The sequence below is a fragment of the Clostridium sp. CX1 genome (genome assembly GCF_025398335.1).
Taxonomy (GTDB): domain Bacteria; phylum Bacillota; class Clostridia; order Clostridiales; family Clostridiaceae; genus Clostridium_AM; species Clostridium_AM tanneri.
The window spans coordinates 121,818-146,587 of the sequence record NZ_JAODOO010000002.1 but is presented as its reverse complement, the minus strand read 5'-3'; the positions used below and the strand labels follow the sequence as shown (position 1 = coordinate 146,587).

The 24,770-nt window shown below is 31.7% G+C and carries 26 protein-coding genes; 7 read left to right on the top strand and 19 right to left on the bottom strand.

The window, feature by feature from the left end:
• Window positions 1–1,098, top strand: a complete 1,098-nt coding sequence (locus N4T77_RS02500; RefSeq protein WP_261670155.1) for a 2-hydroxyglutaryl-CoA dehydratase — start codon at window positions 1–3, stop codon at window positions 1,096–1,098.
• Window positions 1,079–2,038, top strand: a complete 960-nt coding sequence (locus N4T77_RS02495; RefSeq protein WP_261670154.1) for an acyl-CoA dehydratase activase — start codon at window positions 1,079–1,081, stop codon at window positions 2,036–2,038. Before N4T77_RS02500 ends, N4T77_RS02495 begins: the two co-directional genes overlap by 20 nt.
• A gap of 206 nt (window positions 2,039–2,244) precedes the next feature.
• Here the strand turns inward: N4T77_RS02495 and N4T77_RS02490 are convergent, their stop codons facing one another.
• On the bottom strand, window positions 2,245–3,012 hold the full coding sequence (locus N4T77_RS02490) for an epoxyqueuosine reductase (RefSeq protein ID WP_261670153.1): 768 nt from the start codon (window positions 3,010–3,012) through the stop codon (window positions 2,245–2,247).
• 230 nt (window positions 3,013–3,242) lie between these two features.
• On the opposite strand from N4T77_RS02490, the gene N4T77_RS02485 reads away from it, so the two are divergent.
• Both N4T77_RS02485 and N4T77_RS02480 read left to right on the top strand, forming a co-directional pair.
• A complete protein-coding gene (locus N4T77_RS02485) occupies window positions 3,243–3,446 on the top strand; it encodes a hypothetical protein (protein ID WP_261670152.1) in 204 nt (67 codons plus the stop codon).
• Between the two features lie 136 nt (window positions 3,447–3,582).
• Entirely contained in the window at window positions 3,583–4,110 is a 528-nt protein-coding gene (locus tag N4T77_RS02480; RefSeq protein ID WP_261670151.1) for an amidase domain-containing protein, read from the top strand.
• 121 nt (window positions 4,111–4,231) lie between these two features.
• On the opposite strand, the gene N4T77_RS02475 is transcribed toward N4T77_RS02480, so the two are convergent.
• The 3 genes from N4T77_RS02475 to N4T77_RS02465 all read right to left on the bottom strand — a co-directional run bounded on the left by N4T77_RS02475 (window position 4,232) and on the right by N4T77_RS02465 (window position 5,763).
• Window positions 4,232–4,390, bottom strand: coding sequence for a hypothetical protein (locus tag N4T77_RS02475; RefSeq protein ID WP_261670150.1), 159 nt, complete (start codon window positions 4,388–4,390; stop codon window positions 4,232–4,234).
• A 144-nt stretch (window positions 4,391–4,534) separates the two neighbouring features.
• On the bottom strand, window positions 4,535–5,113 hold the full coding sequence (rpsD, locus tag N4T77_RS02470; protein ID WP_261670149.1) for a 30S ribosomal protein S4: 579 nt from the start codon (window positions 5,111–5,113) through the stop codon (window positions 4,535–4,537).
• Between the two features lie 116 nt (window positions 5,114–5,229).
• Window positions 5,230–5,763, bottom strand: a complete 534-nt coding sequence (locus N4T77_RS02465; RefSeq protein ID WP_261670148.1) for a hypothetical protein — start codon at window positions 5,761–5,763, stop codon at window positions 5,230–5,232.
• 273 nt (window positions 5,764–6,036) lie between these two features.
• Between N4T77_RS02465 and N4T77_RS02460 the strand changes: the two genes are divergently transcribed.
• Window positions 6,037–6,348, top strand: a complete 312-nt coding sequence (locus N4T77_RS02460) for a hypothetical protein (protein ID WP_261670147.1) — start codon at window positions 6,037–6,039, stop codon at window positions 6,346–6,348.
• A 91-nt stretch (window positions 6,349–6,439) separates the two neighbouring features.
• Here the strand turns inward: N4T77_RS02460 and N4T77_RS02455 are convergent, their stop codons facing one another.
• The 8 genes from N4T77_RS02455 to N4T77_RS02420 all read right to left on the bottom strand — a co-directional run bounded on the left by N4T77_RS02455 (window position 6,440) and on the right by N4T77_RS02420 (window position 15,187).
• Window positions 6,440–6,889, bottom strand: a complete 450-nt coding sequence (locus tag N4T77_RS02455; protein ID WP_261670146.1) for a GNAT family N-acetyltransferase — start codon at window positions 6,887–6,889, stop codon at window positions 6,440–6,442.
• 90 nt (window positions 6,890–6,979) lie between these two features.
• A complete protein-coding gene (locus N4T77_RS02450; RefSeq protein ID WP_261670145.1) occupies window positions 6,980–7,456 on the bottom strand; it encodes a metallophosphoesterase in 477 nt (158 codons plus the stop codon).
• 12 nt (window positions 7,457–7,468) lie between these two features.
• Window positions 7,469–7,981, bottom strand: coding sequence for a GNAT family N-acetyltransferase (locus N4T77_RS02445; protein ID WP_261670144.1), 513 nt, complete (start codon window positions 7,979–7,981; stop codon window positions 7,469–7,471).
• Window positions 7,982–8,007: 26 nt separating this feature from the next.
• Window positions 8,008–8,202, bottom strand: coding sequence for a DUF4250 domain-containing protein (locus N4T77_RS02440; RefSeq protein ID WP_261670142.1), 195 nt, complete (start codon window positions 8,200–8,202; stop codon window positions 8,008–8,010).
• Window positions 8,203–8,294: 92 nt separating this feature from the next.
• Window positions 8,295–10,571 carry an ATP-dependent Clp protease ATP-binding subunit gene (locus N4T77_RS02435; RefSeq protein WP_261670141.1) on the bottom strand — a complete coding sequence of 759 codons (2,277 nt, stop codon included), beginning with the start codon at window positions 10,569–10,571 and terminating at the stop codon, window positions 8,295–8,297.
• A 128-nt stretch (window positions 10,572–10,699) separates the two neighbouring features.
• Complete coding sequence (locus N4T77_RS02430) at window positions 10,700–12,664, bottom strand: HD-GYP domain-containing protein (protein WP_261670140.1); 1,965 nt, start codon at window positions 12,662–12,664, stop codon at window positions 10,700–10,702.
• A 260-nt stretch (window positions 12,665–12,924) separates the two neighbouring features.
• Window positions 12,925–13,884 carry a UV DNA damage repair endonuclease UvsE gene (uvsE, locus tag N4T77_RS02425; protein ID WP_261670139.1) on the bottom strand — a complete coding sequence of 320 codons (960 nt, stop codon included), beginning with the start codon at window positions 13,882–13,884 and terminating at the stop codon, window positions 12,925–12,927.
• Window positions 13,885–14,023: 139 nt separating this feature from the next.
• Entirely contained in the window at window positions 14,024–15,187 is a 1,164-nt protein-coding gene (locus N4T77_RS02420) for an iron-containing alcohol dehydrogenase (RefSeq protein WP_261670137.1), read from the bottom strand.
• 411 nt (window positions 15,188–15,598) lie between these two features.
• Between N4T77_RS02420 and N4T77_RS02415 the strand changes: the two genes are divergently transcribed.
• The gene (locus N4T77_RS02415; protein ID WP_261670136.1) at window positions 15,599–16,459 is read left to right on the top strand and encodes a TerC/Alx family metal homeostasis membrane protein; all 861 of its coding nucleotides are present in this window, start codon (window positions 15,599–15,601) and stop codon (window positions 16,457–16,459) included.
• 113 nt (window positions 16,460–16,572) lie between these two features.
• On the opposite strand, the gene N4T77_RS02410 is transcribed toward N4T77_RS02415, so the two are convergent.
• From N4T77_RS02410 to N4T77_RS02400, 3 genes are all read right to left on the bottom strand, one after another.
• The gene (locus tag N4T77_RS02410) at window positions 16,573–18,465 is read right to left on the bottom strand and encodes a PTS fructose transporter subunit IIABC (protein WP_261670135.1); all 1,893 of its coding nucleotides are present in this window, start codon (window positions 18,463–18,465) and stop codon (window positions 16,573–16,575) included.
• Between the two features lie 181 nt (window positions 18,466–18,646).
• Window positions 18,647–19,558 (bottom strand): 1-phosphofructokinase, encoded by a 912-nt coding sequence (pfkB, locus tag N4T77_RS02405; protein WP_261670134.1) that lies wholly within the window; start codon window positions 19,556–19,558, stop codon window positions 18,647–18,649.
• Window positions 19,555–20,307: a DeoR/GlpR family DNA-binding transcription regulator gene (locus tag N4T77_RS02400; protein WP_261670133.1), complete on the bottom strand. Its 753-nt coding sequence runs from the start codon at window positions 20,305–20,307 to the stop codon at window positions 19,555–19,557. Before N4T77_RS02400 ends, pfkB begins: the two co-directional genes overlap by 4 nt.
• A 264-nt stretch (window positions 20,308–20,571) precedes the next feature.
• Between N4T77_RS02400 and N4T77_RS02395 the strand changes: the two genes are divergently transcribed.
• Window positions 20,572–21,285: an HAD family hydrolase gene (locus N4T77_RS02395; RefSeq protein ID WP_261670132.1), complete on the top strand. Its 714-nt coding sequence runs from the start codon at window positions 20,572–20,574 to the stop codon at window positions 21,283–21,285.
• A 61-nt stretch (window positions 21,286–21,346) separates the two neighbouring features.
• On the opposite strand, the gene N4T77_RS02390 is transcribed toward N4T77_RS02395, so the two are convergent.
• From N4T77_RS02390 to N4T77_RS02375, 4 genes are all read right to left on the bottom strand, one after another.
• Window positions 21,347–21,982, bottom strand: coding sequence for a hypothetical protein (locus N4T77_RS02390; RefSeq protein WP_261670131.1), 636 nt, complete (start codon window positions 21,980–21,982; stop codon window positions 21,347–21,349).
• A gap of 70 nt (window positions 21,983–22,052) precedes the next feature.
• Window positions 22,053–23,072, bottom strand: coding sequence for a pyruvate kinase (locus N4T77_RS02385; RefSeq protein WP_261670130.1), 1,020 nt, complete (start codon window positions 23,070–23,072; stop codon window positions 22,053–22,055).
• A gap of 29 nt (window positions 23,073–23,101) precedes the next feature.
• Entirely contained in the window at window positions 23,102–24,079 is a 978-nt protein-coding gene (locus N4T77_RS02380) for a PP2C family serine/threonine-protein phosphatase (protein WP_261670129.1), read from the bottom strand.
• A 14-nt stretch (window positions 24,080–24,093) separates the two neighbouring features.
• Window positions 24,094–24,756, bottom strand: coding sequence for a VWA domain-containing protein (locus N4T77_RS02375; protein ID WP_261670128.1), 663 nt, complete (start codon window positions 24,754–24,756; stop codon window positions 24,094–24,096).
• Window positions 24,757–24,770: the final 14 nt, after the last annotated feature.

The window sequence follows — 24,770 nt, the reverse complement described above, 5'->3', positions numbered from 1 at the left end:
ATGAAAATAACCTTTCCTCACCTTGGAAATACCTGTTTTGCTGCAAAAGCCATATTCGATGGTCTTGGTGTAGACTACATAATACCTCCTGCAAGTAATAAAGAGGCTTTAGAAACCGGTTCCCTTTATTCGCCAGAAGAAATGTGTCTTCCCTTCAAAATAATGATAGGTAACTACGTAAAAAGTATAGAACAAGGTGCAGATACTATTTTAATTGTTGGCAGTTGCGGCCCTTGTAGATTTGGCGAATACTGCGAACTACAGATGAATATATTGAAAAGATTAGGTCATAATTTAGACTTTATAGTTTTAGATCAACCAAAGGATATTGGAATCAAGGAGTTATTTAACAGAATAGAAAAAATTACCTCTAGAAGCCAAAAGTCTTCTGTAGAAAAATTTCAAGTACTACATAACGCAATTAAGGTCATTAATTTAATAGATAAAATAGAGGAAAAGGCAAGATTTCTTGCTGGATATGAGGTAAATAAGGGAGATTGCAAAAGATTATTAAATAGATGTAAAAGCGAGGCATTTAGTTATAGTAATCCAGCTGCTATGATAAATCATTTTAAAAACTATGAAAAACTTCTTAATGATATAGAAATAGACAAGAAGAAGGACCCGATTAAAATAGCTATTATAGGTGAAATATATACTATAATCGAACCCTTCTCTAACCTATATATAGAAGATAAGCTTATGGATTACGGTGTTTCATCTAAAAGGCATCTTTCCCCTAGTTGGTGGTTTAAGAATACAACCTTATCCACCATAAAAATGCAGTCTTTAGATATTAGAAGAGCATCTAAGGATTATCTACCGCTTTATATTGGAGGTCATGCTAGAGAGTGTATAGGAGAAGCGGTTTTAGCTCAAGAAAAAGGCTTTGATGGAGCAATTCAAATATTCCCTATGGGCTGTATGCCTGAAATTGTATGCAAGTCTATATTGCCATCAATATCAAGAGACAAAGACTTTCCCATACTAACTTTAGTTGTAGATGAAATGACTGGGGAAGCTGGATACATAACCAGAATAGAAGCTTTTTTAGACTTACTTGAAAGGAGAAAAGACAATGTACTATATGGGAGTTGATGTTGGTTCTGTCAGTACTGATATTGTGTTATTAGATAAGGATATGAAGGTAGTGGAGTCCTTATATTTAAGAACAAAAGGCAGACCAATAAATGCAATTCAAGAAGGTTTTAAAATATTAAAAGATAAATATAAAAATGATGAAATAATAGCAGTGGGAACTACCGGAAGCGGCCGTCAAATATGCTCTACCATAATTGGCGCTGATGTAGTAAAAAATGAAATTACTGCTCACGCTGTTGCAGCTCTAAATACACAAAAGACAGTAAGAACTATTATAGAAATTGGAGGTCAAGACTCCAAGATTATCTTATTAGAAGAAGGAATAGTTACAGATTTTGCTATGAACACCGTATGTGCTGCCGGTACAGGATCATTCTTAGATAGGCAGGCAGAAAGACTTGAAATACCTATAGAAGACTTTGGCGACTACGCATTAAAATCTACAAATCCAGTAAGAATCGCTGGCAGATGCGCCGTTTTTGCTGAATCAGATATGATACATAAGCAACAATTAGGATATAGTGATAAAGATATAATTCGAGGTCTCTGTGAAGCTTTAGTAAGAAATTATCTTAATAATGTAGCAAAGGGAAAAGAAATTAAATCGGAGATATTTTTTCAAGGAGGTGTAGCCGCTAACATAGGTATGAAGGTGGCCTTTGAAAACGCACTAGGATGCGAAGTTACAATTCCTCCAAACTATAAAGTTATGGGGGCAATAGGCTCCGCTATTTTAGCAAAAGAAAAATTAGAAAAGACAGGCAAGTTAACTAATTTCAAAGGGTTTGACTTAGCAGATACAAACTTTAACTCTAAGAGCTTTGAATGCGAAGGCTGTCCTAATAGATGTGAGGTAGTAAAAATACTTGGCAGCAATACTACTATAGGCTTTTTTGGCGATAAATGTGGTAAATGGAGTGGCAATGTGGCTGTATAACAGCTCTTTAAAAATGTAGCTTAAAAAACTATTTTTGAAGTATATATATCTATGCTTCTAGCTAAATATTTGTATAGTGAAGACTAAGAAATCTCCTTACCTGCTCTATAACACTAAAGAATTTAGCAGAAATGGTACAGATATATATACTTCTAAACACATATTCCTAAAACGATTGTCTATCACTAGACATTGTAGATAACATCCTATAAACACTTAGTAGGATTGGTAAAAGAACAGGGAACTCCTACCATGCATTTGCCGCATACATCCGCTGGACCTAATCTATTATAAAGCTTATCGTTATATAAACACATTTCAAAGCATTTATGCCTATCAAAGCTATCTAGCTTTAATGCCTCATTTACACATCTTTTAACACAGCCACCGCAGCTGCCGTTATATTTATATAAACAAGACTCCTTTTCCTTCCTTTCTGTCTTTTCAACTTCTAAACTAGTTATTATAGTTCCAAACCTACCACAGCATCCTTTATTAGTAATAAGCATATTATTTACTCCAAAGGTTCCCAATCCAGAAATATAGGCAGCATGCCTATGAGACCAATCATTAATTAATTTATCATAATCGAAATTTATGGATAAAGGTACGCCAATAGTATCATACCCTTTTCCTTCTAGCTCTTCCTTAATGTATTCATTTAGACTCAAAATTAACTTGTTGGTTTCAACATATGCCTTAGCCCAAAATTCTGAACTTTCTCTCCCCTTTATATTACTAAGGACAATGTCTTTATTAAAAGGAATGAAATAAGTGATAACGGTTTTTCCATTCTGCAGGAAATCCTCTGGCAGTTTGTGATTCTCCCCTATAACTTTTTTTAATTCAAAGAACATGCTATCTTTTGCATCTGCAAAGCTAACTAAAGGTTCCTCCCACTGTATCTCTAACCTATTGTCCAAAGAGTAGCTTCTTACATAATTTTTAATAAGATTTTCAACTAAGTTCTTCATTTTTATCCCCCTCATAAAATAAAACATATAATAAAAGATAACCTTTTACTTAGTTATAACATAATATCCAATTAATTTCTATAGCACTGTTATTACAGAGAATATGATAAAAAATCATATATATGAGCAAAATAGTATTAGAAAGGAGGCGATTTCCTGATTTAGTTGTTCTATAAACCAAAGGATAACAAATATAAAATTTATATAGTACAACGAACCAGGTTTCTTATATGCCACAGGGACGAAAAACTTCAAAAGACGATATGATTTTATCTTCTCCATCAATTACAGAGTCTTTAGGCAATACTACTTCCGCTGGATTAACTGATGGGCTAACTGGTGATAAACCTTTACTACCAAACTATATTAATTCTGAAGATTCATCTAATCCTAATAGGGAGACTAAAATAAAAACTAAAACTAAGAAACTGTAATCTTTTATCAGGTACGTAGTATAACTATGTGCCTTTTAGTATGTTGTAAAATCTTACAATAAACTTATAAATATTATACACTTTCTTTACATTTCCAACATAGAATATGATAGTAAATAATTTTACGGAGAGAATTATGTATATATTTAGGCAAAGTAATTATTCAAGAACAGCTGCCGTTAACTATGCTGTCACCTATGCCCTTAAGCCTAATCCAGCATATAGATACTTTCCTTTAATAAATGACACAAGCGGTGACTGTGCTAACTTTGTATCACAATGTCTTAGGGCTGGAGGAGCTCCCATGAATTTTACTTCCAGGAGTCCATGGTGGTATAGATCAAATAGTAATAATAACGTAAAAGACGATACCTGGTCCATATCCTGGGCAGTGGCACATTCGCTATATTGGACTTTAAAGATCAACGAACAATCAGGATTGCAAGGGCCTAAAGGAAGAGAAGTGTCTAGTATAGGAGAATTAGAATTAGGTGATTTAATGTTTTTTGAGGACAACAACGGTAAGATATTCCACTCTGCTATAGTTACAGGATTTTCAAATAAAGTGCCTTTAATATCTCATCACTCCTTCGAAGCTTTAAACATACCTTATACTAGAACCTGGGGTGCAAAAAAAATACACTTTTTAAAAATAACTATTTAAGGGTGACTTATATACTTATTAAAATGCCCTAGATTTAAGAGTTCCTTTAGACCTCATTAAATCTAGGGCAGTGTTTTTATTTCATAGAGGTTATTTATTAAGCTACAGCATTTGTTACAGGCTACCTTTGGGGTCTATACCTATAATAGTAATTACTTACTATGGGAGTTGATATGTAAAAATCCTCTCCTTCTAAATCAACGGCAGCTCTTTCGTCCGTTTTGTTATCCTCTCCATTTACCAATTTACTATTATCATTATACTTTTTTTCTCTTTCCATAATATACTCCTTCCTCTTTCTTAGAATCCTTTATGTAGGCAATTAATCTATTCATATATATTATTTACATAAAGAATATATATATGAATAGATCTGGTTATATATGAAAAAAGATGGCCGGAAAGCCATCTTATTATAATCAAATTATTTAGAATAAAATTCTAGTATCTTAGAAAACTTAACTTCTACAGGAATTTCATCCTTTTGAGGCATTCTAACAAGTTTTCCAGAAAAACTGTTTTTATCCTTTTCCAAATATCCTAAAACATTTTCTATGATAGTAAAATTATCTGTAAACAATTGATTTTTTCTTGATTTTTCTCTTAAACTTATAGTGCTCCCTATACTTACTCTAAAGGAAGGTATGTTTACTTTTTCACCATCTACTAAAACATGATTATGAACTACCATTTGTCTTGCTTGTCTTAAAGTAGAAGCAAAACCTAGTCTATATACAAGATTATCTAATCTTCTTTCTAAGCTTTGAATTAAAACCTCATCTGAACTTTTTTTGGATTTTAAAGCTTCATATATATATCTTTTGAATTGTTTCTCCAAGACTCCATAATAAGCCTTCAATTTTTGCTTTTCTAATAGTTGTTCCCCATACTCAGAAAGCTTTTTGTGAGGTTTAACTCCCCTTTTCAAAGCTTTTGGATGATTAAATACATTTACACCTAGATGTCTTGCTACTTTAAATCTAGGTCCCATTGGTCTCGCCATTTTATTCCTCCTAAAATATTATACTGCGATAATATTTAGCGCCAGACAGCCTATAATTATAGTAGCATAAAACTATAACTTTGTAAATGATAATATATATCAAATGAGGTTTGTTATCACAATTTGCAGCTAATCATTATTATAAAGTGTTCTTTAACAATTTCTTCATTACTACTATTCTTAACAATAAAAAATATATCAATTACTACACCTAGCAATATCCATAAAATTGACATACTAAATACACTAGTGATGAAAGTTAATATATGTCTTATTGTTTCTAATTTAATATGAATAAAATATAAAGAGCTCAGCACTCCAACAGGCAGCCATAAATCTAAAATTCCAATCATTATTTTAAAATAATTTAGCAGTACTCTTTTCGCTTTAATAGTTCTTTCATACAAACACTTCATAAACTTCCACTTATAAATTTGCGATACTACTTGAGTACATGTGAAAATTGCAAATAAAAATATAAAATGAAAAATAAGTTCTCTAGTCTTACATAGATTTTTTTTAGCTATAAACTCAACCATTATAAATATTGTAATAATTACTGAAGATAACATAATGTGCTTAGAGTCTAGTAGGTATTTTAGCATTCCCTTTTTTCTTGCTTCACACCATTCATTATAATCATAATTCATATATACCTCCTCCACCCATTTCAGAGTTTAATAATATTACTACTACCTATGTTTAAGTAAACTCCATCCCCTTTAAAAGATGCTGTTTCTTTACTTATATGAGCATTTCTCCATATATAATACAGATTTTAACTAGTTGATTATAAAAACTTTAACAGGTGCTATAGATAATATTATTATGCTTTTTGAATAAAGTATTACACCCTTTTGGCATAGAAACAAAAAAAATACAAAGACTAGTAATTAGAAAACATATAGAAAGGAAGTTGTAAATTGAATTCATCCAAATCCTTGTCATGTCCTAACTGCAATGGGAATTACTTTAAAATGAAACGACAGGCTACTTATGTTTATACTTATAATATAAATACAGAGCTTACTGAACAATGGAGTGAAGAAGGTGAGGCTCTTCCATTCCTATTCGATAATAGAGAACAAACTGATTCAAAGGAATTTTTAGAGTGTGCACAGTGTGGAGAGACCTTCCCTTGTCAATTACTTACAGACAAAGAGAAAATCAGTGTAACGATTTTGCAAAAGGCAATTAGATCTGACTTTAAAGAGGAGCCTGAGTTTTTCGGATAGTTTTTCTTTCTAGTAAGTCTATTTTGTTATAGCTTCATTAACAGAATAGACTTACCATGTTACCATTAATGGCATAACCTAAAATAAATTGTTATGACTGTTTTCCATAAACCATTTCCACGTGGGGAATATTGTCCTCCAAATAGATCTGTGATACTTTTACAAACCCTAAATCCTCGTAAAACTTCATAATATATTCTTGAGCTGAAATTCTAATTTCTGATTCTTTAAGTTCTTTCTTAATAAATTTAATTGCTTCATTTAACAAATATTTTGCTAAGCCTTTGTTACGGTGCTCTTTAGACACTAATACTCTACCTATAGAAACTTCGTCATAGGAAACTCCTTTAGGTATTATTCTTAAATATGCCACTATAGTATCCTTTTCTTCTAAAAATAAGTGAAAGGATTTTAAGTCTTTCTTATCACATTCTTCATAAGGACAATTTTGCTCAACAACAAAAACATTTATCCTTTCTCTAATTATTTCATATAATTCCTTTGTATTTAAATCATCGAACTTTTTTATAACTAAATTCATATTAAACCTACACTTTCCTTCCTATTATCCCTGGATGCCTTAACAATTGAAGCATATCTAGGCAATTACTTTAGTATTTTTAGAGATTATTTATTTCTCAATATCAAATATATCAAATAATTCTGCTCTTACAGATGAGCCATCTATATAAATTGCAGCAGCACTAATTGGTAAATTGAATCTTCTAGGACCTGCACTTCCTGGATTTAAATATAAAATATCATTAAGAAAATAATTTTCAGGTTTATGTGAGTGTCCGCTAATAACTATATGAAAACCTGAAGTTTTAACATCTAAATCTAACTCCCTTGCATTATGTAGTACATATATTAATTTACCTCCTAGTTCAACAACCTCAGTTTTATGATATTTATTTAAGCTAGAGTCTTTATCGCAGTTTCCTTTTACAGCAACTACTGGTGCTATTTTCTCCAGAGAGTTTATAATATCAATAGACCCTATATCTCCAGCATGAATAATTAGATTTGAACTTTGAAAAAGCTCTAATACTTTAGTTCTTAACAATCCATGAGTATCTGATATGACCCCTATCTTAAATTCATTCATTTCTTAACTCCTCTACTTATCATATTTATTAGCTAAACTATGCAGTTCATCATCACATACTCTATAAACAGTCCATTCGTCCATAGGTCCAGCACCCATTTCTTTATAAAATTCTATTGATGATATATTCCAGTCGAGACACCACCACTCTAATCTTCCGCAGTTTCTTTCCAGTGCTAACTTAGCTAAAAATGAAAGCATTATCTTACCAAAGCCTTTGCCACGAAATTCAGGTTTAACATATAAATCCTCAAGATATATTCCAGGGCGTCCTAAAAAAGTGGAGAAGTTATGAAAGAATAATGCAAAGCTTACTGGCTTTCCCCTATATTCTCCTATAATAACTTCTGCTGCTCTTTGCTGAAATAGAGACTCTTTTAATATGTCCTCCGTTGCAACAACTTCATGTAATAGGTTTTCGTAGTTAGCTAGTTCTTTTATAAATTCTAGAATTAAAGGAACGTCCTTTTCTTCTGCAGTCCTCAAATTGAATTCTTTTAGATTAGTTTTTATTAAATCACTCATCTTTTATCCCCCGATAGTTCTTGTATTTATTCTAAAAAAAACTGATTAGTCTTTTCATTATATTTGTACCCAATGAGTTTAAGCATATTAAGTATCTCCTCTTCAATTAATTGATAGTCTTCACACAGGGTAGAAAAACTATCGAATTCATCTCTTAGTTTCATATTTATCCAACTTAGAAGAATATACGGATCTGAAATTGGAACCTTTTTGTTTTCCATCTTTACACCACCATTTTAACAGGAATTATAAATAATTAATTAAAAACAAAACTCATACATAGCTGCTTTAACTAGGTATGAGTTTTGCCTTTTTATTCTAGAACAATTTTATCATCTTCTAGTTTAACTTTTATATAAGAACCTTCTTTAAATTTCTTCTGTAAATATTGTTCCGCAATTTCATCTTCTATATTCTTTTGAATAGCTCTTCTCAAAGGTCTTGCTCCATATTTATCGTTATATCCAACCTTTAATATATAATCTTTCACATTCTCAGATATATCTAAGGTTATATTTTTTTCTTTTACTTCACTTGCTACCTCTTTTAACATTAAGTCAATGATCTTGTGAAGCTCTTCCTTTGAAAGTTCTGTAAATATAATAATGTCATCTACTCTATTTAAAAACTCCGGTCTAAAGGTCTCCTTTAATGCTTCTTTTACACGATTTTCTAAAGCATTATAATCACTATGAGTAAACCCAATTCCATTAGATTTAAAGTTAGTTCCAGCATTGGAGGTCATAATTATTACTGAATTATCAAAATGAACAGTTCTTCCCTGACTATCTGTTAGCCTTCCGTCTTCAAGGATTTGAAGAAGCATATTAAATACATCAGGATGGGCTTTCTCAATTTCATCTAATAAGATTACAGAGTAAGGTTTTCTTCTTATTTTTTCAGTCAGCTGACCTCCCTGGTCATATCCAACATATCCTGGAGGAGCCCCTATCAATTTAGATACTGTATGCTTTTCCATATACTCAGACATATCTAGCCTAATCAGTGCTTCTTCACTGCCGAAAAGCTCAGTGGCTAGAGCCTTAGCAAGTTCGGTTTTTCCTACACCAGTAGGACCAACAAAGATGAAGGATGAAGGTTTTTTGTTTTTTCTAAATCCTAATCTATTACGTCTAATTGCCCTAGATATGCTTACAACAGCTTCATGTTGACCTATAACTCTTTGATGAAGACTTTCCTCTAAATTCAATAATTTTTCAGCTTCTTCTTCTGTGATTTTTTGAACTGGAATTTTAGTCCAAGATTCAATAACAAAGGCAATATCTTCAATACTTAACCGAATATTTGAACAGTTCTCCTTAATTTCTTTGATTTTGCTCTCAAGTCTGCATTCATTCACCTTGTACTCAGCAGCTTTTTCATAGTCATTATCACTTGCAGCATCTATAATTTTATCTTGAACTTCTTTTAATTCTTCTTCTAATGCTCGTAACTCTACTAATCCTTGGTTTTTTAAATTTGCCCTTGAACTAGCTTCGTCAATGACATCTATTGCTTTATCTGGTAGAAATCTATCCGTTATATATCTTGCTGATAATTTCACAGCTGTTTCTATAACCTCATCAGATATTTTAACTTGATGATATTCTTCGTAGTAATTTTTAATACCTTTTAAAATTTCTATAGACTCATCTATAGTTGGCTCTTCAACAATAACTGGCTGGAATCTTCTTTCAAGGGCTGAGTCTTTTTCTATATGCTTTCTATACTCCTCTAAGGTAGTTGCACCAATTACCTGTATTTCTCCTCTTGCAAGAGCAGGCTTTAGTATATTAGCAGCGTTCATAGCACCACCTTGAGCTTCTCCTGCTCCAATTATATTATGAACCTCATCAATTACTAAAATAATATTTCCATTATCTTTAGCTTCTTCTATAATAGCTTTCATACGGCCTTCGAATTGGCCTCTAAATTGAGTGCCAGCTACAATAGCGGTTAGATCTAAAAGATAAACTTCTGCATCAAATAATTTAGCTGGAACTTCTTTATCAGCAATTCTTACAGCTAAACCTTCTGCAATTGCAGTCTTTCCAACACCTGGCTCTCCAATTAAGATAGGATTATTCTTAGTTCTTCTATTTAAAATTTGAATTACTCTATCAATTTCTCTATGTCTTCCAACAACTTTATCCACTTTATTTGATTTTGCCTTTTCCGTTAAGTTTATTCCATATAAATCTAGATTTTTTCTCTTTTTCTTAAAAAAGCCCCCTTTTGTTTTTACACCGGGATCTTTTTCATCCTTTGAGGAGGCTTCTCTATTGTAAGCTTTAGGATCTTTATTATTCATGTCTTTAGATGGTGGGAATATACCATTAAAGAAGTTAGCAAAGGGCTTATTATCTGTGTCGTTTAAATCTATATCTTGAAGCATACTATTCATTTGTTCAGATAAATTTTCAATATCTTCTGGAGTCATTCCTGCTTGTTTCATCAACTGATCTACTATGGGAATTCCCATTTTTTTTGCGCAGTCCATACATACAGGTATCATCTCAGTTTTTCCATTTTCCATTTTTGCTGTATATATAGTTGCAATATTTTTATTACAAATAGAACACATCTGCATATAAATCATCTCCATTTTCTCTCAAAGTCAAGGATATCACTGCAATTACAGTATAACATATTTTTGTGTATATTATTATTAATATTTTTTTAATAGAAATATTCTAAGAAAAGATCGTCAATTATGCATTATTGTTTAGTTAAGGCAAAATATTTATTATATTCAGATCTTATTACGTCAATATTATTAAGAAACACATTAATTATATATGGATCAAAATGCTTTCCAGAACCTTCGTAAATAATTTTAGTAGACTCTTCAAAAGTGAAGGCTTTCTTATAAGGCCTATTACTGGTCAATGCATCAAAAACATCTGCAATTGCTACAATTCTAGCGCTGAGAGGTATATCTTCTCCTCTTCTACCATAGGGATATCCTGATCCATCCCATTTTTCATGATGTCCTTCTGCAATTTCAATACCTATTTTAAAAATGTTTCTTCCACTCTTTTTTAGGTTTTCCTCTGCCCTCCTTAAAACTTTTCCGCCATATATGGTATGAGTTTTCATTGTTTCAAATTCATCCTCAGTAAGTTTTGATGGTTTTAGAAGAATATCATCTTTAATTGCTACCTTTCCAATATCATGAAGAGGACTAAATCTTTCTATATTGTCTATATACTGCATACCTATAATTTCTGCATATTTTTTGTCTTTAGATAGTAGTTGAGCAATTATACGAGAATAACTTTTCATTCTATTTAAATGATCTCCGGTATCCGAATCTCTTTCTTCCGTCAATGTTGCAAGAGCCAATGTTGAACTAATAATCATATCGTCAATAATTATATCCTCTTCTAAACTAAGCATTATGCTATTAGCTAATGTCTTTAAAAATTTCACATGTTCTTTTTTATAAACATTTTTTATATTGCTGGAAAAAAATATTATCCCTACTACCTCTTTATCATTTTTTAATGGTAGTGTTATAGATGACCTTATTCCCTCTTCTAATAGAATACGATTATACTCTGTAACCTCACTATTACTTACATACATCTCTAGATCATTTATAATTCTTTCTTTACCGTATTCTATAATTTTTCCTAGACTTGTTCTTTCAATGCTTGTCTTAAAGCCAAGTAATCTCTTAGGCAAATTTTCATGGTTCTTGCCAGATACACCGTAGGATGCTTGTATGGACTTTCCATCATCTTTTATAAGTGCTATTCCTATATATGTATAGGGTATATATTCAATGAAAGAGTCAAAAATATAATTTAAAATATCTTTGAAAGGAATATTTCTACCTAGGTTTTCTATCAGTAAAATAATGCTGTTAAACTTGTTAAATACTCTTTTTACCTCAGAGAAAACAGGGGCAAATTCCGCATTGTTCATTTTTACAGCAGAGATGTCTAAATCTGTTATTCCTACCTCTTCCATACCTTTATACAGCTGAGTTATAGGTATAAATAAATTTTTATATGCATTATTAAAAAATATACTTAAGAAAACAAGTGTAATAATGGATAGTAAAATTGTTAAGTAAAGTCTAACTAAATTTCTGTGATGGGTATATTTAGAAACTATATTAGTTATATCATTACTGTATTTTAAAAGAGTTTCATTATTCTCATTTATATATTTTACTCCTTCATATAGTAAATTGGTATTACCTTTCTCTTTTAAAACAATATTAACTGCATTATCAAACTGAGGCCACACTTTTTCATGTTCTGATAGAGTAGGCTGAAGATCCTGAAGCACATTTTCAAAGCGTATCCTTTTGTCATTGAAAGTGACGTATCCATGGCCTATTGTTTCGTACCTCTCTCTATATTCATTCCTATACTTTTCCAAATTATTAAGAGTTTTTTCTAGTTTAATTTTTATAGATGATATTTCTTTTTCGTTATCTCTATATTTTTCTGCTGCTGAGTTTAATTCATATACTCGATTTACCTCCTTTACAATAATTTGTGTTAGCATTCTCTGTTTACCTAGTATGTTAATTAGGTTAATATTCTCATAATTACTATGTAGGTTTATGAATAGAAGCGTAAAAATTGATATAATTACAGTAATAATTAGAGTTATAATTATAGATATGTGCTTCTTATAAATACTAACAATAGATTTGCTATTTTTCATTAGTTATTTCCTCCAACTTATATACTTCTGGGAAAAGTGTTCCATTATATGCATGGAATATATCTTCTTCCATTTATATTATACTTTGTAATGGGAGTATATCAATATATTAACTGCTTTAAGTTAATCTTTATGCTAAATTTTCTTGTAGTATTCCTTAATTTTTAAAAGTTTTACAATAAAATACACTTTAACTCAGTATGTTTTATAAATATTTAACCCAGTACAATATGAATACTGGGTTAAATATTTATAAAAATCTATAGTTCTATAGTAGTTTCATCAATCCAATTCCAGCCACTTCTTAATTCCTTTATATCATCAACTAGTTTATATAGGGCTATATCTTTCTTTTTACATTCTAGCATTACGTCAAAATCAATTTTTAAAGGCCTACAGCTTTCTATAAATTCTACAAAATCCTGTGGGTTTATGAAATCAGAATGTTTCCTGTCAGTTTTTCCTTCCCTTGGACTGGAAAAGTGAATTTTGGGAGGCAATGCTTGATCTATCCAAGTATGGAAGATATCCTTAAGCATTGGTTCTAATTCCTCGCCATTATTATTGCAGATATGATGGTGAACATCTAAAACCATAGGGGTTTTTACCTCCTTACATATCTGTAAAACTTCTTTGGTGGTAAAGGTCTTATCATCATTTTCTAATATCAATTTACTGGTTATTTCCTTAGGAAACTGAGAAAAGTTATTAATAAATCTATTTATGGCCTTTTCCTTTCCACCTTGGCTACTACCTATGTGTAGCACCATTTTTCCCTTTGGATAACCTATGTCCTCAAATAGATTTGCGTGAAACCATAAATTTCGTCTTGTACTTTCTACTACTTCTTCCCTTATACTATTTATAACATTAAATTCATCTGGGTGAGTATCTACCCTCATTTTCTCATCTTTTATTAACTGACCTATTCTTTTAAAGTCTACATTAAAAATCTTTCTATAATCCCAGTTATCAACTTCAGGATGGGTAGCTAAGGGTACTAGTGCAGAAGTTATTCTATAGAAGTGAATATTATTCTCTACATTATATTTAAGAATTTTATACAAATCATCTAAATTAGATAACGTTACTTGCTTAAGTTTATTTAACCTTTTTTCATCAGAACCTAATTTGTTATAATTGGTATAGGTCACTGAGCTGGATGAAGTGACCTTTGGAAGATTTAAAGCGATTGCTACGTAACCTAATCTGATCCTCATAATCTCACCTTCCCTTATTTAAATTATCCTTAGTTTATGTATAGTTAAGGTATTAATACAAAAGAAAATTCCTGTCTCAATATAAATTTAGACAGGAATTTTCTTTTGTATTAAATTGTAAATATCACTAGTAGAATTTTTATAAGGAAGCTTCAAATATAGATAGAACATCCTCTGCTTTAAGAGGCTTAAAATTACCTAGAGATCCCCTTCTAACAGCAGCCTTTGCCATAATTTCTAGGTTTTCACGGTTAATTCCAACCTCTGTTAAAGTTGATGGTATTCCTAATGAAGTAAAGAATTCTCTTGTTTTATCTATGGCAGCATTGGCTATTTCAAATTTATCTCCATCTTTATCTAGGTCCCAAACATTAACTCCATAGTCTACAAAGTAATTAACTGTACTGTCATCTAGAACGTGTTTCATCCAACTTGGAGTTAAAATAGCCAAACCTACTCCATGGGTTATATCATAAAATGCACTTAATTCATGCTCCATTCCATGAACACTCCAATTTGTCTCCTTTCCATAGGTTAACAATCCATTTATTGCAAGGCTAGATGCCCACATTATATTGGCTCTTGCTTCATAGTTTTCTGGCTCTTTATAAGCAATAGGCCCATACTTTATACAGGTTTTAAGTAGTGCTTCTGCCATTCTGTTTTGAAGATAAGCCCCTTCTGTCTTATTAAAATATACTTCAAATATATGACTCATTATGTCAGCAGTGCCTGCTGCTGTCTGGTTTGCTGGTACGGTAAAGGTATATGTAGGATCTAGTATGGAAAACTTAGGAAACATTCCAGGATGACCACAACCTAGTTTTTCCTTTGTTTCTAAATTACTAATAACAGCACCAGCATCCATTTCAGAACCAGTTGCTGAAAGAGTTAAAATAGTTCCTACTGGCAAAACATTTTCTATTCTACTTTTACCTGAAACTAAATCCCATGGATCACCTTCATAATAAAAGGCTGCACCAATAACCTTTGAACAGTCTATGGTACTTCCTCCACCAACTGCAAGTATAAAGTCTATATCATTTTCCCGGCATATCTTAACACCTTCTTTTACACTGGTTATCCTTGGATTAGGTTCTATACCTCCAAGTTCCCAGTAGGAAATATTATTATCCTTTAAAATTTGTATTACAGTATCATATATACCAGTTCGTTTTATACTTCCACCTCCGTAGGTTAACAGTACTTTGGAACCATATTTTTTTATTTCCTTTGCTAATACCTTAATCTGATCCTTTCCAAAAAAAACCCTTGTAGGAATGTTGTAATTAAAATTTATCATCTAGTCTAACCCCTCTCTTTTTTTCACTATAATTCTACCTAATTATTTTTATCTTGTAAAATTTATTTATTCATTTATAGAATATGGTATTTCTATATAAACCGCACCGGGGCAATGTAGTATCATTGACCACTTATCACAATATTTATAATTATTATATATATTATTTTTTACTTGACATAACCTTATTAGTTAAGCTATTATTAATTTAGAACTTTAATAATCCTCTGTTAAAAGGGAGTAATTTAAATTACAAAGTCAACAATTCGATTTAGTGTTATAAATCTGGCTTTGTAAGCCTGTTTCAGGTTATAAGACTTTTGACATAGTTCATAGCCCAATATGAATTATGTTAAAAGCCTTTTATTTTGTCCTAGGTTAACATAAATTTTTTATAAGGGAGGCAATTTTATGTCAACGAAGAAATCACTACTACATTTAGGTTTTTGGGTTGGATTAGCAGTGCTATTTAACATTGGAATTTACTTTTTCATGGGTACGGAAAAAGCTTTAGCTTTTCTTGGTGGATACGTAATTGAGCAAAGTCTAAGTTTAGATAACTTATTTTTGTTTCTTTTAATATTCCAAAGTTTTGGGATAAAGGAAGAATATCAGAAAAGAGTTCTTACTTATGGAATCATTGGAGCTATTATTTTAAGACTTATATTCATAGTATTAGGAGTAACTATTGTTAACAAATTTCACTGGATTCTTTACATTTTTGGTTTGCTTCTTATATTTAGCGGAATTAGAATGTTCCGAAATGAAGAAAATGCGGATAGCTTTAAAGACAGTAAAATAATAAAAGTTCTTAATAGGATTATACCTGTTTCTGACACTCTTGAAGGGGAAAAATTTTTCACAAGAAAAAATGGAATTCTATACGCTACACCATTGTTTGCTATACTACTGCTTGTAGAAGGTTCCGATATTATTTTTGCTATAGATTCTATACCAGCTATATTTTCTATAACTACTGACCCTTTCATAGTATATACCTCTAATATGTTTGCTATATTAGGGCTTAGAAACCTATACTTTCTTTTAGAAAAGCTTCATAATAAGTTTGCTTATGTGAAATATGGTGTTGCCAGCATATTAATATTTACTGGAATAAAACTAGCAATTTTATTCTTCCACATTGAAATATCTATAGTAGCATCCTTGATTACAATATTCTCTATTCTAACGATTAGTATTATAACCTCAATAGTTAAAAGTAAAGAGGAAGCTGACTATTCCAGTAATTCTGAGGAAAAGATTGCAAGGTAAGAACAATTGATAAGGTTTATGTTATTACTATAATGAAAAAGCAAAGGTAAGTAAATTATACCTTTGCTTTTTTATTCTGTTGTTTTTCTTTGACAAGTTATTTGTAATAACTTCTATTCATTATTTTCCAGTGGTTTTTTTAAAAACCCTAACATAAAGGCTGTAATAAATGCTCCTATTAGGATAGCTAAAATATAAAGCAATGGATTTCCCTTTACTATTGGTATTACAAATATACCACCGTGAGGAGCAGGTAGTCCTATATTAAACATCATAGTTAATGCTCCAGATATTGCTGATCCAACAATTACTGAAGGTATGACCCTTCCTGGATCTGCAGCTGCAAAAGGTATAGCTCCTTCTGTTATGAAGCTAGCGCCCATTATATAGTTAGTTTTACCTGCATCTCTTTCTTCCTTAGTAAATCTATTTTTGAATATAGTTGTTGCAATAGCAATTCCTATTGAAGGCACCATACCTGCTGCCATTATAGCAGCATGAGGATAGTAGTTTCCTGCATCAATCATTGCAATACCAAAGGTAAAGGCAGCTTTATTTATTGGACCACCCATATCAACAGCCATCATACCACCAAGAATTAAACCTAAAATAACCCTATTAGTTGTTCCCATTGATCCTAACCATGTTTGCATTGCTGTGTTAATGGCTTTAACAGGGTTTACTATAAATAGCAGCATAACTGCACCAGTTATGAATATACCAAGTAGAGGATATATAAGAACTGGCTTTATACCCTCAAGAGATTCTGGAAGCCCGGAGAATACCTTCTTAACTAATAGTACAGAGTAACCTCCAAGAAAACCAGCAATTAATCCACCTAAGAAACCGGCACCATTGTTTGCTGCAATTAAACCACCTACCATTGCTGGAGCAAAACCAGGTCTATCTGCTATGCTGCTTCCGATAAATCCAGCAAGCACCGGCACCATTAAGGCAAAAGCATTACCTCCACCTATATCCATTAGGAGTTTTGCTATAGGATTAAAGGATGGATCCTTTGGATCATTAGCATGAATACCGAACATGAAGGATATTGCAATTAATATACCTCCACCTACAACGAAAGGAAGCATATTTGACACACCACTCATGAGATGCTTATAAAAACCTATTTTTTCACTTTTGTCTCCTGCTGGAGTTTCTCTATTTCCACTATGATGATATACTGGTTCATCTCCCTGTAATCCTCTATTTATAAGTTCTTCAGCCTTTTTAATTCCATGTGCTACAGGAACTTGAATTACTTTTTTACCTTCAAACCTAGCCATCTCAACTTGTTTATCTGCAGCTACTATTATTGCTGCTGCTCTACTAATTTCATCTTCAGTTAATCTATTCTTTACTCCAGTAGAACCATTAGTTTCAACCTTAATATCTACTCCCATTTCTCTTGCCTTATTTTTAAGAGAATCTGCTGCCATGTAAGTATGGGCTATACCAGTAGGGCATGCAGTAACAGCAAGGATTAACTTTTTTTCTTCAGTTTTCTTCTCTGTTGACAATGATTTATTGCTTTCAGCTTGTAAATAAACTTTTTCTTGATTATCAATTAGATTTAATATCTCATCCTTTGATTTTGCATTAACAAGTCCCTCTTTAAAGCTTTCATTCATAAGTAAGCTTGATAGTCTTGATAAGGTTTCTAAATGTTCATTATGTGCCCCTTCACTTGCAGCTATCATAAAGAATATATGAGCATTAGTACCATCTAGAGAATCATAATCTATACCTTCCTTAGAACGGCCAAAGGCTATAGATGGAACCTTTACTGCTGTAGTTTTAGCATGGGGAATAGCTATTCCATCACCTATTCCCGTTGAGAACTCATTTTCTCTTTTCCATATAGCTTTTTTATATTCTTCCTTATTACTCAATCTTCCAGCTGTATCTAGTTTATTTACTAATTCATCAATTACTTCTGCTTTAGATTTAGAATTTAAGTCTAAAATAATAGTATCTCTTTTTAAAAGCTCTGTAATTTTCATTTTTACCTCCGCATTGTTTTATTTTTAAATTTTTATGGTTAATTTACCTTTGTACACCTTTACATAATCTTTATTATTTAAACTAAGGTAGTCTTAATTATTCTTATACAACATAGGTATGCCTGATTTAGCTGATGATATAAAATTGTTTTCTATATTATATCTATACAATCACAGCGTGCTATAACTTAGTTATGGTTATTTCTGTGAGCAGTTTCTTTACATCTTCCATTTTACATAAATCCATTGAAAATGCTGTGGCACTTCCTGTTGCAGCACCAAATTTAAGTGCTTCAACTAAACTTGATTTTTCAGAATAACTTGCAATAAACCCGGCAATTAAAGAGTCCCCAGCACCTACTGAATTTTTTACAATTCCCTTTGGAGCAGATGCATGAAAAACACCTTCATTACATATTAATAATGCACCTTCACTGGCCATAGAAATAACTACATTTTCTGCTCCCTTTTCTTTAAGCTCATTACCATAGTGTATTAGTTCCTCTTTACTGTTTATTTTTACATTAAATATTTCTTCCAGTTCATGATTGTTAGGCTTAATTAAAAAAGGGTTAAACTTTAATGTAGCTATTAAAGCTTCTCCTGTAGTATCAACTACAACCTTTACTGCCTTATGCGAACATTTTTGCTGAATTATTGAATAAATATCCATTGGCAATGACTTTTGCACATTTCCCGCTAATACTAAAAAATCTTTAGAACTTAATTTATCAATTTTCTTGAATAACCTGTTTAGAGCTTCTTCATCTATCTCTGGACCAGCACCATTTATTTCTGTTTCTTCCTTTGATTTAAGCTTTACATTTATCCTTGTGTCACCACTAACTTCTATAAAGTCTGTTTCAACACCTTGACTTTTTAAAGAGTCAACTATAAACCTACCTGTAAAGCCTCCAATAAATCCAAGTGCTCTGCTTTGAATATCTAGATTCTTTAAAACCCTAGATACATTTATTCCCTTTCCGCCAGCATACTTATATTCTTTTGTAACTCTATTTACTTTTCCTTTTTCAAATTCTTCAACATCAATGACATAATCTATAGATGGATTAAATGTTACTGTGTATATCATTGTTCTACCACAACCTTTAGTTTAGTTTTTTTACTATAATTTTCATAATCTTCTATCCGAGAGTTTGTAATAATCATAGCTTTTTCCAAATCCGCTACTTTAACAAAACTTACCTCCCCAAATTTACTGTCATCTGCCAAAATAAAAGCTTGTCTTGATTGCTTAATAGCACTTTCTTTGAGTATAGCTTCCTCTGAATCTGGTGTAGTAAAGCCTTGCTCTAAGTGAACTCCATTGATTCCTAGAAAAGACTTATCAAACCTAAATTTTTCTAAACTTTTCAAAGCATCTATGCCTACAACTGCTTTTGTAGTTTCTTTAACTTTTCCACCTAAAATATAAGAGTTAATCTTTCGTTCAACAAGAGCATTTATATGTTTAAGTCCGTTGGTAACTACTATTATATTTTTTCTATCAATAAATTGAATCATTTCGAAGGTAGATGTTCCTGCATCTAGGTAGATGCAATCACCATCTTTTACAAGTGATGCAGCATATTTACCGATTAATCTTTTTTCATCTACGCTCTGAACTTCCTTTTCAAGGTAAGTTTGTTCGATGAGTCTTCCCTTAGTTAATGTAGCTCCCCCATGTATTCTCTTAATGCTGTTTGTACTTTCTAATATGGTTAAGTCTCGTCTTATGGTGGACTCTGAAGTGTTTGTTGCTTCCACAAGTTCATTTATCTTTACTACGCCTTTTTCTTTGAGAAGCTCAAGTATCAAATTATGTCTTTCTTCTGTTAACAACTATAATCACCTTCTTAAATAACTTATGTAAACATTATAATAGATAAAAAACAAAATTTCAATCAATTTCATTCAAATTAAATCAAATACTTTCACGAATCATTCAAAACACTTCAACACCTTTAGTTATAATAATAAAACCTATACCTTTTGTAGTAATACTATTATTATTATGTTAAAATTATTTAATATGTTGGGGAGATTTTCTAAATATACTTACTCCCTTACTTTAAATTTTGATATAAGCCATGAAGGAGGACAACTATGAATACTATTTTATTTGATCTTGATGGAACACTACTTTCTATGGATATGATTTTATTTGAAAAACTATATTTTAGAGAACTAACAGATACTTTTTCCGATATAATGGAACCTGAAAAGTTTGCAAAGAATATTTGGGAATCCACAAAGGCTATGGTTAAAAATACTGAATTTAGAACCAATGAAGAAGTTTTTATGGAGGACTTTGGGAAAAGATTGGAAGCCGATATATCTGTTCTAAAGAATCGTTTTGATGAATTTTATGATACAAGGTTCTTGAATGTAAGGGAAGCAGTTCACAACATTGAAAGTATTAAAGAAAGTGTTAAAATACTGAAGGAAAAAGGTTATAAAATAGTTGTAGCCACAAACCCTATGTTTCCAGCGAAAGCAATTTATCATAGAATACGCTGGGCTGGTTTTGACCCAGAAGAATTTTCATATATAAGTACCTTTGAAACCAATCACTATTGCAAACCTCAATTAAAGTACTACGAGGAAATACTAAAAGATATAGAGAAATCTCCTGTAGAATGTCTTATGGTTGGAAATGACGTGCAAGAAGACCTTGTAGCCAAAAATCTTGGAATGAAGACTTATCTAATAACAGATAACATGTTACATAGAACAGAAGACGCTATAATTACAGATTACAAGGGGAATTATGAAGAATTTTTCCAATTTGTAAAAGAGTTACCAAAGGCTGATTCTTAGTCTTAACTTCATTAACAAAAAGGGGACATCTCCTTTGGAGATACCCCTTTTTATTAAAAATCTACCTTACAGGTATAAATAATTTTTTGCATTCAGTACAGTATACTTTTTTTCCGTTGTCGTATAATTTATCTATAAACCACTTATTTTCCTTAAACCATTTATGGCAGTTGAAGCATCTTGTACTAACAGTTCTTACTTTTTTTTCTTTTATCAATTCTTCCCAATTAACTAGGTTTCCATCATCGGAAACTCTGAAAGCTGCTATATCTTTTGTAGATGTGATATCATTTTGATTTTTAATCCCTAGAATAGACTTAGCTAATGATCTATCCTGAGTTATAAGAGCTAAATCTGCGTTCTTACCAAACTGTGTAAATATCTTTAAAAATTGCGTATCTGTATAGGAATCTTCTTCTGTTCCGTAGTGCTCTAAAGTTCCCCCCTGAAAATACATATAATTAACAAGCTTAACCGCTTTCTTAGCTCTTTCTCTTGCCTTTTCATCTTCACTATCAGTTAACAAATTTATTTCTTCCGCTACTTTGTACTGTATGATAAATTTTTTATTACTATTCTTTAATTCCCTTTCAGCTTTATGAATAAAAAACTCTTCTGCTCCAGTACAGAGAAAACTGGAAGTATCTACTAGTATTCTATATTTATTAAATAATTCAGAGTAATTAATAACTACCACTCCTTAATTGCAATTTATAGTCTAAATTTTAAAAAGTAAGCTGATAAAAAATAATATCTTCAAAGACTATTTAATTCTCAAATCTTGTAACTAAATCCTTTAAAAGCTTGATATTTTCAATAGGGGTTCTAGAAATAGTTACCTCACCGGATAACATAAAACCATTAACCTTATTTTTCATGAAATTATATATATCGTTAACTTCATTTATAGTTGGCATACTGCCTTTTTTTAAGGAATCTAATACATAGGTAGCAATAATTAGCTCCTTTACACTCTTTTTCATCTTTGTAACAATTTTATCTTGAGCTAAAGGAATTTCATGGAGTTCCAACTCTGCTAACAGATCTCCCCTGCCTATCATAATGCCATCGCTTACCTTTACTATTTTATCAAAATTTTCTATAGCATCTCTACACTCAATTTTGGCCCAAATTATAGGCATCTTTATATCTTTATTGTATTTTTGATAATCTTTAATAAAGCTTTTCAATTCTTTAATACTGTCATCACTAGTTACATAAGATAGGCATATAATATCTATCCCCCGGTCTAGTCCCCACTTTATATCATTCTTATCCTTTTCTGTTAATCCAAGCTTACTTCTATCCATGCCAGGAGCATTTATCCCCTTTTCTCCTCTGACCATGCCACCTTTTTTTACCTGTACTTTAATAGCATTTTCATTTCTACCAAGGACGGTAAATTCCATTGTAGCATCTTTCATATAGATAGTTCTTGCCTTTTGCAGATCTTTAAATTCACCTTCATAAGCTACAGGTATAAGTGTATACTTATCTGTTCTCTGATATTTTTTGTATAGTTCTTCAGTGCAGAAATATACAATATCACCTTCATTTACTTTAATTTGATTTCTAAATAGCTTCGAAACCCTTAACTTGTTTCCCTGTAAGTCTTGAAAAATAGGCATCTCGGGATATTTTTTCTTTATTTCACTTATAAGCTTCTCTGACTTTTCATAATCAATATGTGAAAAGTTAAATCTAGGTACAGTCATACCTGCTTCTACTAATTTATCTACATCTTCTATTGAGTTAACCCATGAACCAATAGAACAAACTATATGCAATTATTAACACCTCATCTCTAGTACTTTACTTATAGTATGCCTATATTGACCATTCTTTTAACATGTCTAAATACAATCTTTTTAGATAACCTTATACTTTTTGCCACCCTTCTTAAGGTAGTTTTCTTAATTATCCTATTTTTTTTTACTGCTTCGTAGACTTTAATGCAGTTTTCTACTGCCCTGTCATCACTTAGCTCTAAAAAGTCTTTTTTAAACTCAATATCCCTATCTCTGAACTCATCCAAGTTCTTCTTACATAATACCATGATTGCCATGCTGCAGTCATCATTAGTTTTCATTCTAATAAGTTCTCTTAAATTTTTTTCGATAGCTTTATTCACATCAAGTGCTGAGTTTTCATCTAACCAACCTAAAACTGCATTGGAGGCTGGTGCTAAGGTTCTAGTTTTTTTATCATAAAAGCTGCTTCCAGTTCCATCAGACATTAAAAGAAATCCACTGGCATTTCCAATAGTTCCTCTAGATAGCCTCAGATATCTTTCTGAGTTATCCATGGTGACAAAAAAAGTAGAATTTGAAAATTCGCCGTTTTCTGGCTCCGAAAGAACTTTAGCTTGATCCTTTGAAATATATCCAATGACTCCATCTCCAACATGACCTGCAATGAACCTATCGTCCTTTACAGCCACAAATAACATTGTTGAAGAAAAGTCTTTCAATACTGCTCCCTCAAACTCTTTAAGTTTTTCCCTAAGTTCGCTTACAATATTACTTATAATATATCTTGCTGCACTTTTTGCATCCATATTATAAACCCTGTCAAAGCTATCTATAAACATAGTTTTTACTTTATTTACAACTATTTCAGCTCCATAGTGAGATAACTTACAAGAGCCAGCTCCATCAGCTAGAGCTATTACAGCGGTTCTGTTATCAACAGCCATAGCAACTTTATCCTGGCAGGGTGTGCTATCCTTTTCATGGGACAGTCCTTCTACTGATGCCCCAGCAACTTTCCAACGTCCAATTTCTAGCTTTTCCATAGTTTCTCCTTCTCTTATAAGCTTACTTCATTCCAGTCTCTCTGAGGTAACGTTATTTTTTCTCCTGGCATGGAAGTTGAAGTTCTACTTACACTCTTACTTAACCATTTAAAGAACTTTTTAAATTCATACCCTCTTAATTTCTGTGGTGCAAATAATGGTGAAAATCTAGCAAGTACTGTAGGATCAAAATTATCACCTATCCCTACTGGGAATATAGTTAATTTTTTATTTTTTACAAGGTCGCTAGTTCTATTTGCTGCATCTTCAATATCATCTGTTGGAATTCCATCTGTCATAATAACCAACCAAGGTTGAAAGTATTCAACTCCTGCATTGCTGTACTCTTTCTTTCTCTGTTCCAGCAGATCTAATCCTGCGTTAACAGCTTCTCCCATTGGTGTTAGCCCATCTGCTTCTAAAACAGGTATTGATTGATTTTCAATGCTGTCAAAATCAACTATCTTATGTACCCCACCTCTTCCAAAGGTAACGATAGCTATTTCAGCTGAATATCTAGCAACATCGTCTTCTAATACATCTTTGAAAAATAAGTGTATACCTTCATTTAACTCTGCTATAGGTGTTCCATACATTGAACCGCTTGTATCTAGTACCAAGCAAACTGGCAGTCTTGTAGTTGGGTTGTCAAATAATAATTTTTCTCTTAAATCCATGATATAATCTCCTC

Excerpts from the sequence above, each read along its gene's own strand:
- N4T77_RS02500 (WP_261670155.1), top strand. The coding sequence starts at position 1 with ATGAAAATAACCTTTCCTCACCTTGGAAATACCTGTTTTGCTGCAAAA.
- N4T77_RS02495 (WP_261670154.1), top strand. The coding sequence starts at position 1,079 with ATGTACTATATGGGAGTTGATGTTGGTTCTGTCAGTACTGATATTGTG.
- N4T77_RS02490 (WP_261670153.1), bottom strand. The coding sequence starts at position 3,012 with ATGAAGAACTTAGTTGAAAATCTTATTAAAAATTATGTAAGAAGCTAC.
- N4T77_RS02485 (WP_261670152.1), top strand. The coding sequence starts at position 3,243 with ATGCCACAGGGACGAAAAACTTCAAAAGACGATATGATTTTATCTTCT.
- N4T77_RS02480 (WP_261670151.1), top strand. The coding sequence starts at position 3,583 with ATGTATATATTTAGGCAAAGTAATTATTCAAGAACAGCTGCCGTTAAC.
- N4T77_RS02475 (WP_261670150.1), bottom strand. The coding sequence starts at position 4,390 with ATGGAAAGAGAAAAAAAGTATAATGATAATAGTAAATTGGTAAATGGA.
- rpsD (WP_261670149.1), bottom strand. The coding sequence starts at position 5,113 with ATGGCGAGACCAATGGGACCTAGATTTAAAGTAGCAAGACATCTAGGT.
- N4T77_RS02465 (WP_261670148.1), bottom strand. The coding sequence starts at position 5,763 with ATGAATTATGATTATAATGAATGGTGTGAAGCAAGAAAAAAGGGAATG.
- N4T77_RS02455 (WP_261670146.1), bottom strand. The coding sequence starts at position 6,889 with ATGAATTTAGTTATAAAAAAGTTCGATGATTTAAATACAAAGGAATTA.
- N4T77_RS02450 (WP_261670145.1), bottom strand. The coding sequence starts at position 7,456 with ATGAATGAATTTAAGATAGGGGTCATATCAGATACTCATGGATTGTTA.
- N4T77_RS02445 (WP_261670144.1), bottom strand. The coding sequence starts at position 7,981 with ATGAGTGATTTAATAAAAACTAATCTAAAAGAATTCAATTTGAGGACT.
- N4T77_RS02440 (WP_261670142.1), bottom strand. The coding sequence starts at position 8,202 with ATGGAAAACAAAAAGGTTCCAATTTCAGATCCGTATATTCTTCTAAGT.
- N4T77_RS02435 (WP_261670141.1), bottom strand. The coding sequence starts at position 10,571 with ATGCAGATGTGTTCTATTTGTAATAAAAATATTGCAACTATATATACA.
- N4T77_RS02430 (WP_261670140.1), bottom strand. The coding sequence starts at position 12,664 with ATGAAAAATAGCAAATCTATTGTTAGTATTTATAAGAAGCACATATCT.
- uvsE (WP_261670139.1), bottom strand. The coding sequence starts at position 13,884 with ATGAGGATCAGATTAGGTTACGTAGCAATCGCTTTAAATCTTCCAAAG.
- N4T77_RS02420 (WP_261670137.1), bottom strand. The coding sequence starts at position 15,187 with ATGATAAATTTTAATTACAACATTCCTACAAGGGTTTTTTTTGGAAAG.
- N4T77_RS02415 (WP_261670136.1), top strand. The coding sequence starts at position 15,599 with ATGTCAACGAAGAAATCACTACTACATTTAGGTTTTTGGGTTGGATTA.
- N4T77_RS02410 (WP_261670135.1), bottom strand. The coding sequence starts at position 18,465 with ATGAAAATTACAGAGCTTTTAAAAAGAGATACTATTATTTTAGACTTA.
- pfkB (WP_261670134.1), bottom strand. The coding sequence starts at position 19,558 with ATGATATACACAGTAACATTTAATCCATCTATAGATTATGTCATTGAT.
- N4T77_RS02395 (WP_261670132.1), top strand. The coding sequence starts at position 20,572 with ATGAATACTATTTTATTTGATCTTGATGGAACACTACTTTCTATGGAT.
- N4T77_RS02380 (WP_261670129.1), bottom strand. The coding sequence starts at position 24,079 with ATGGAAAAGCTAGAAATTGGACGTTGGAAAGTTGCTGGGGCATCAGTA.
- N4T77_RS02375 (WP_261670128.1), bottom strand. The coding sequence starts at position 24,756 with ATGGATTTAAGAGAAAAATTATTATTTGACAACCCAACTACAAGACTG.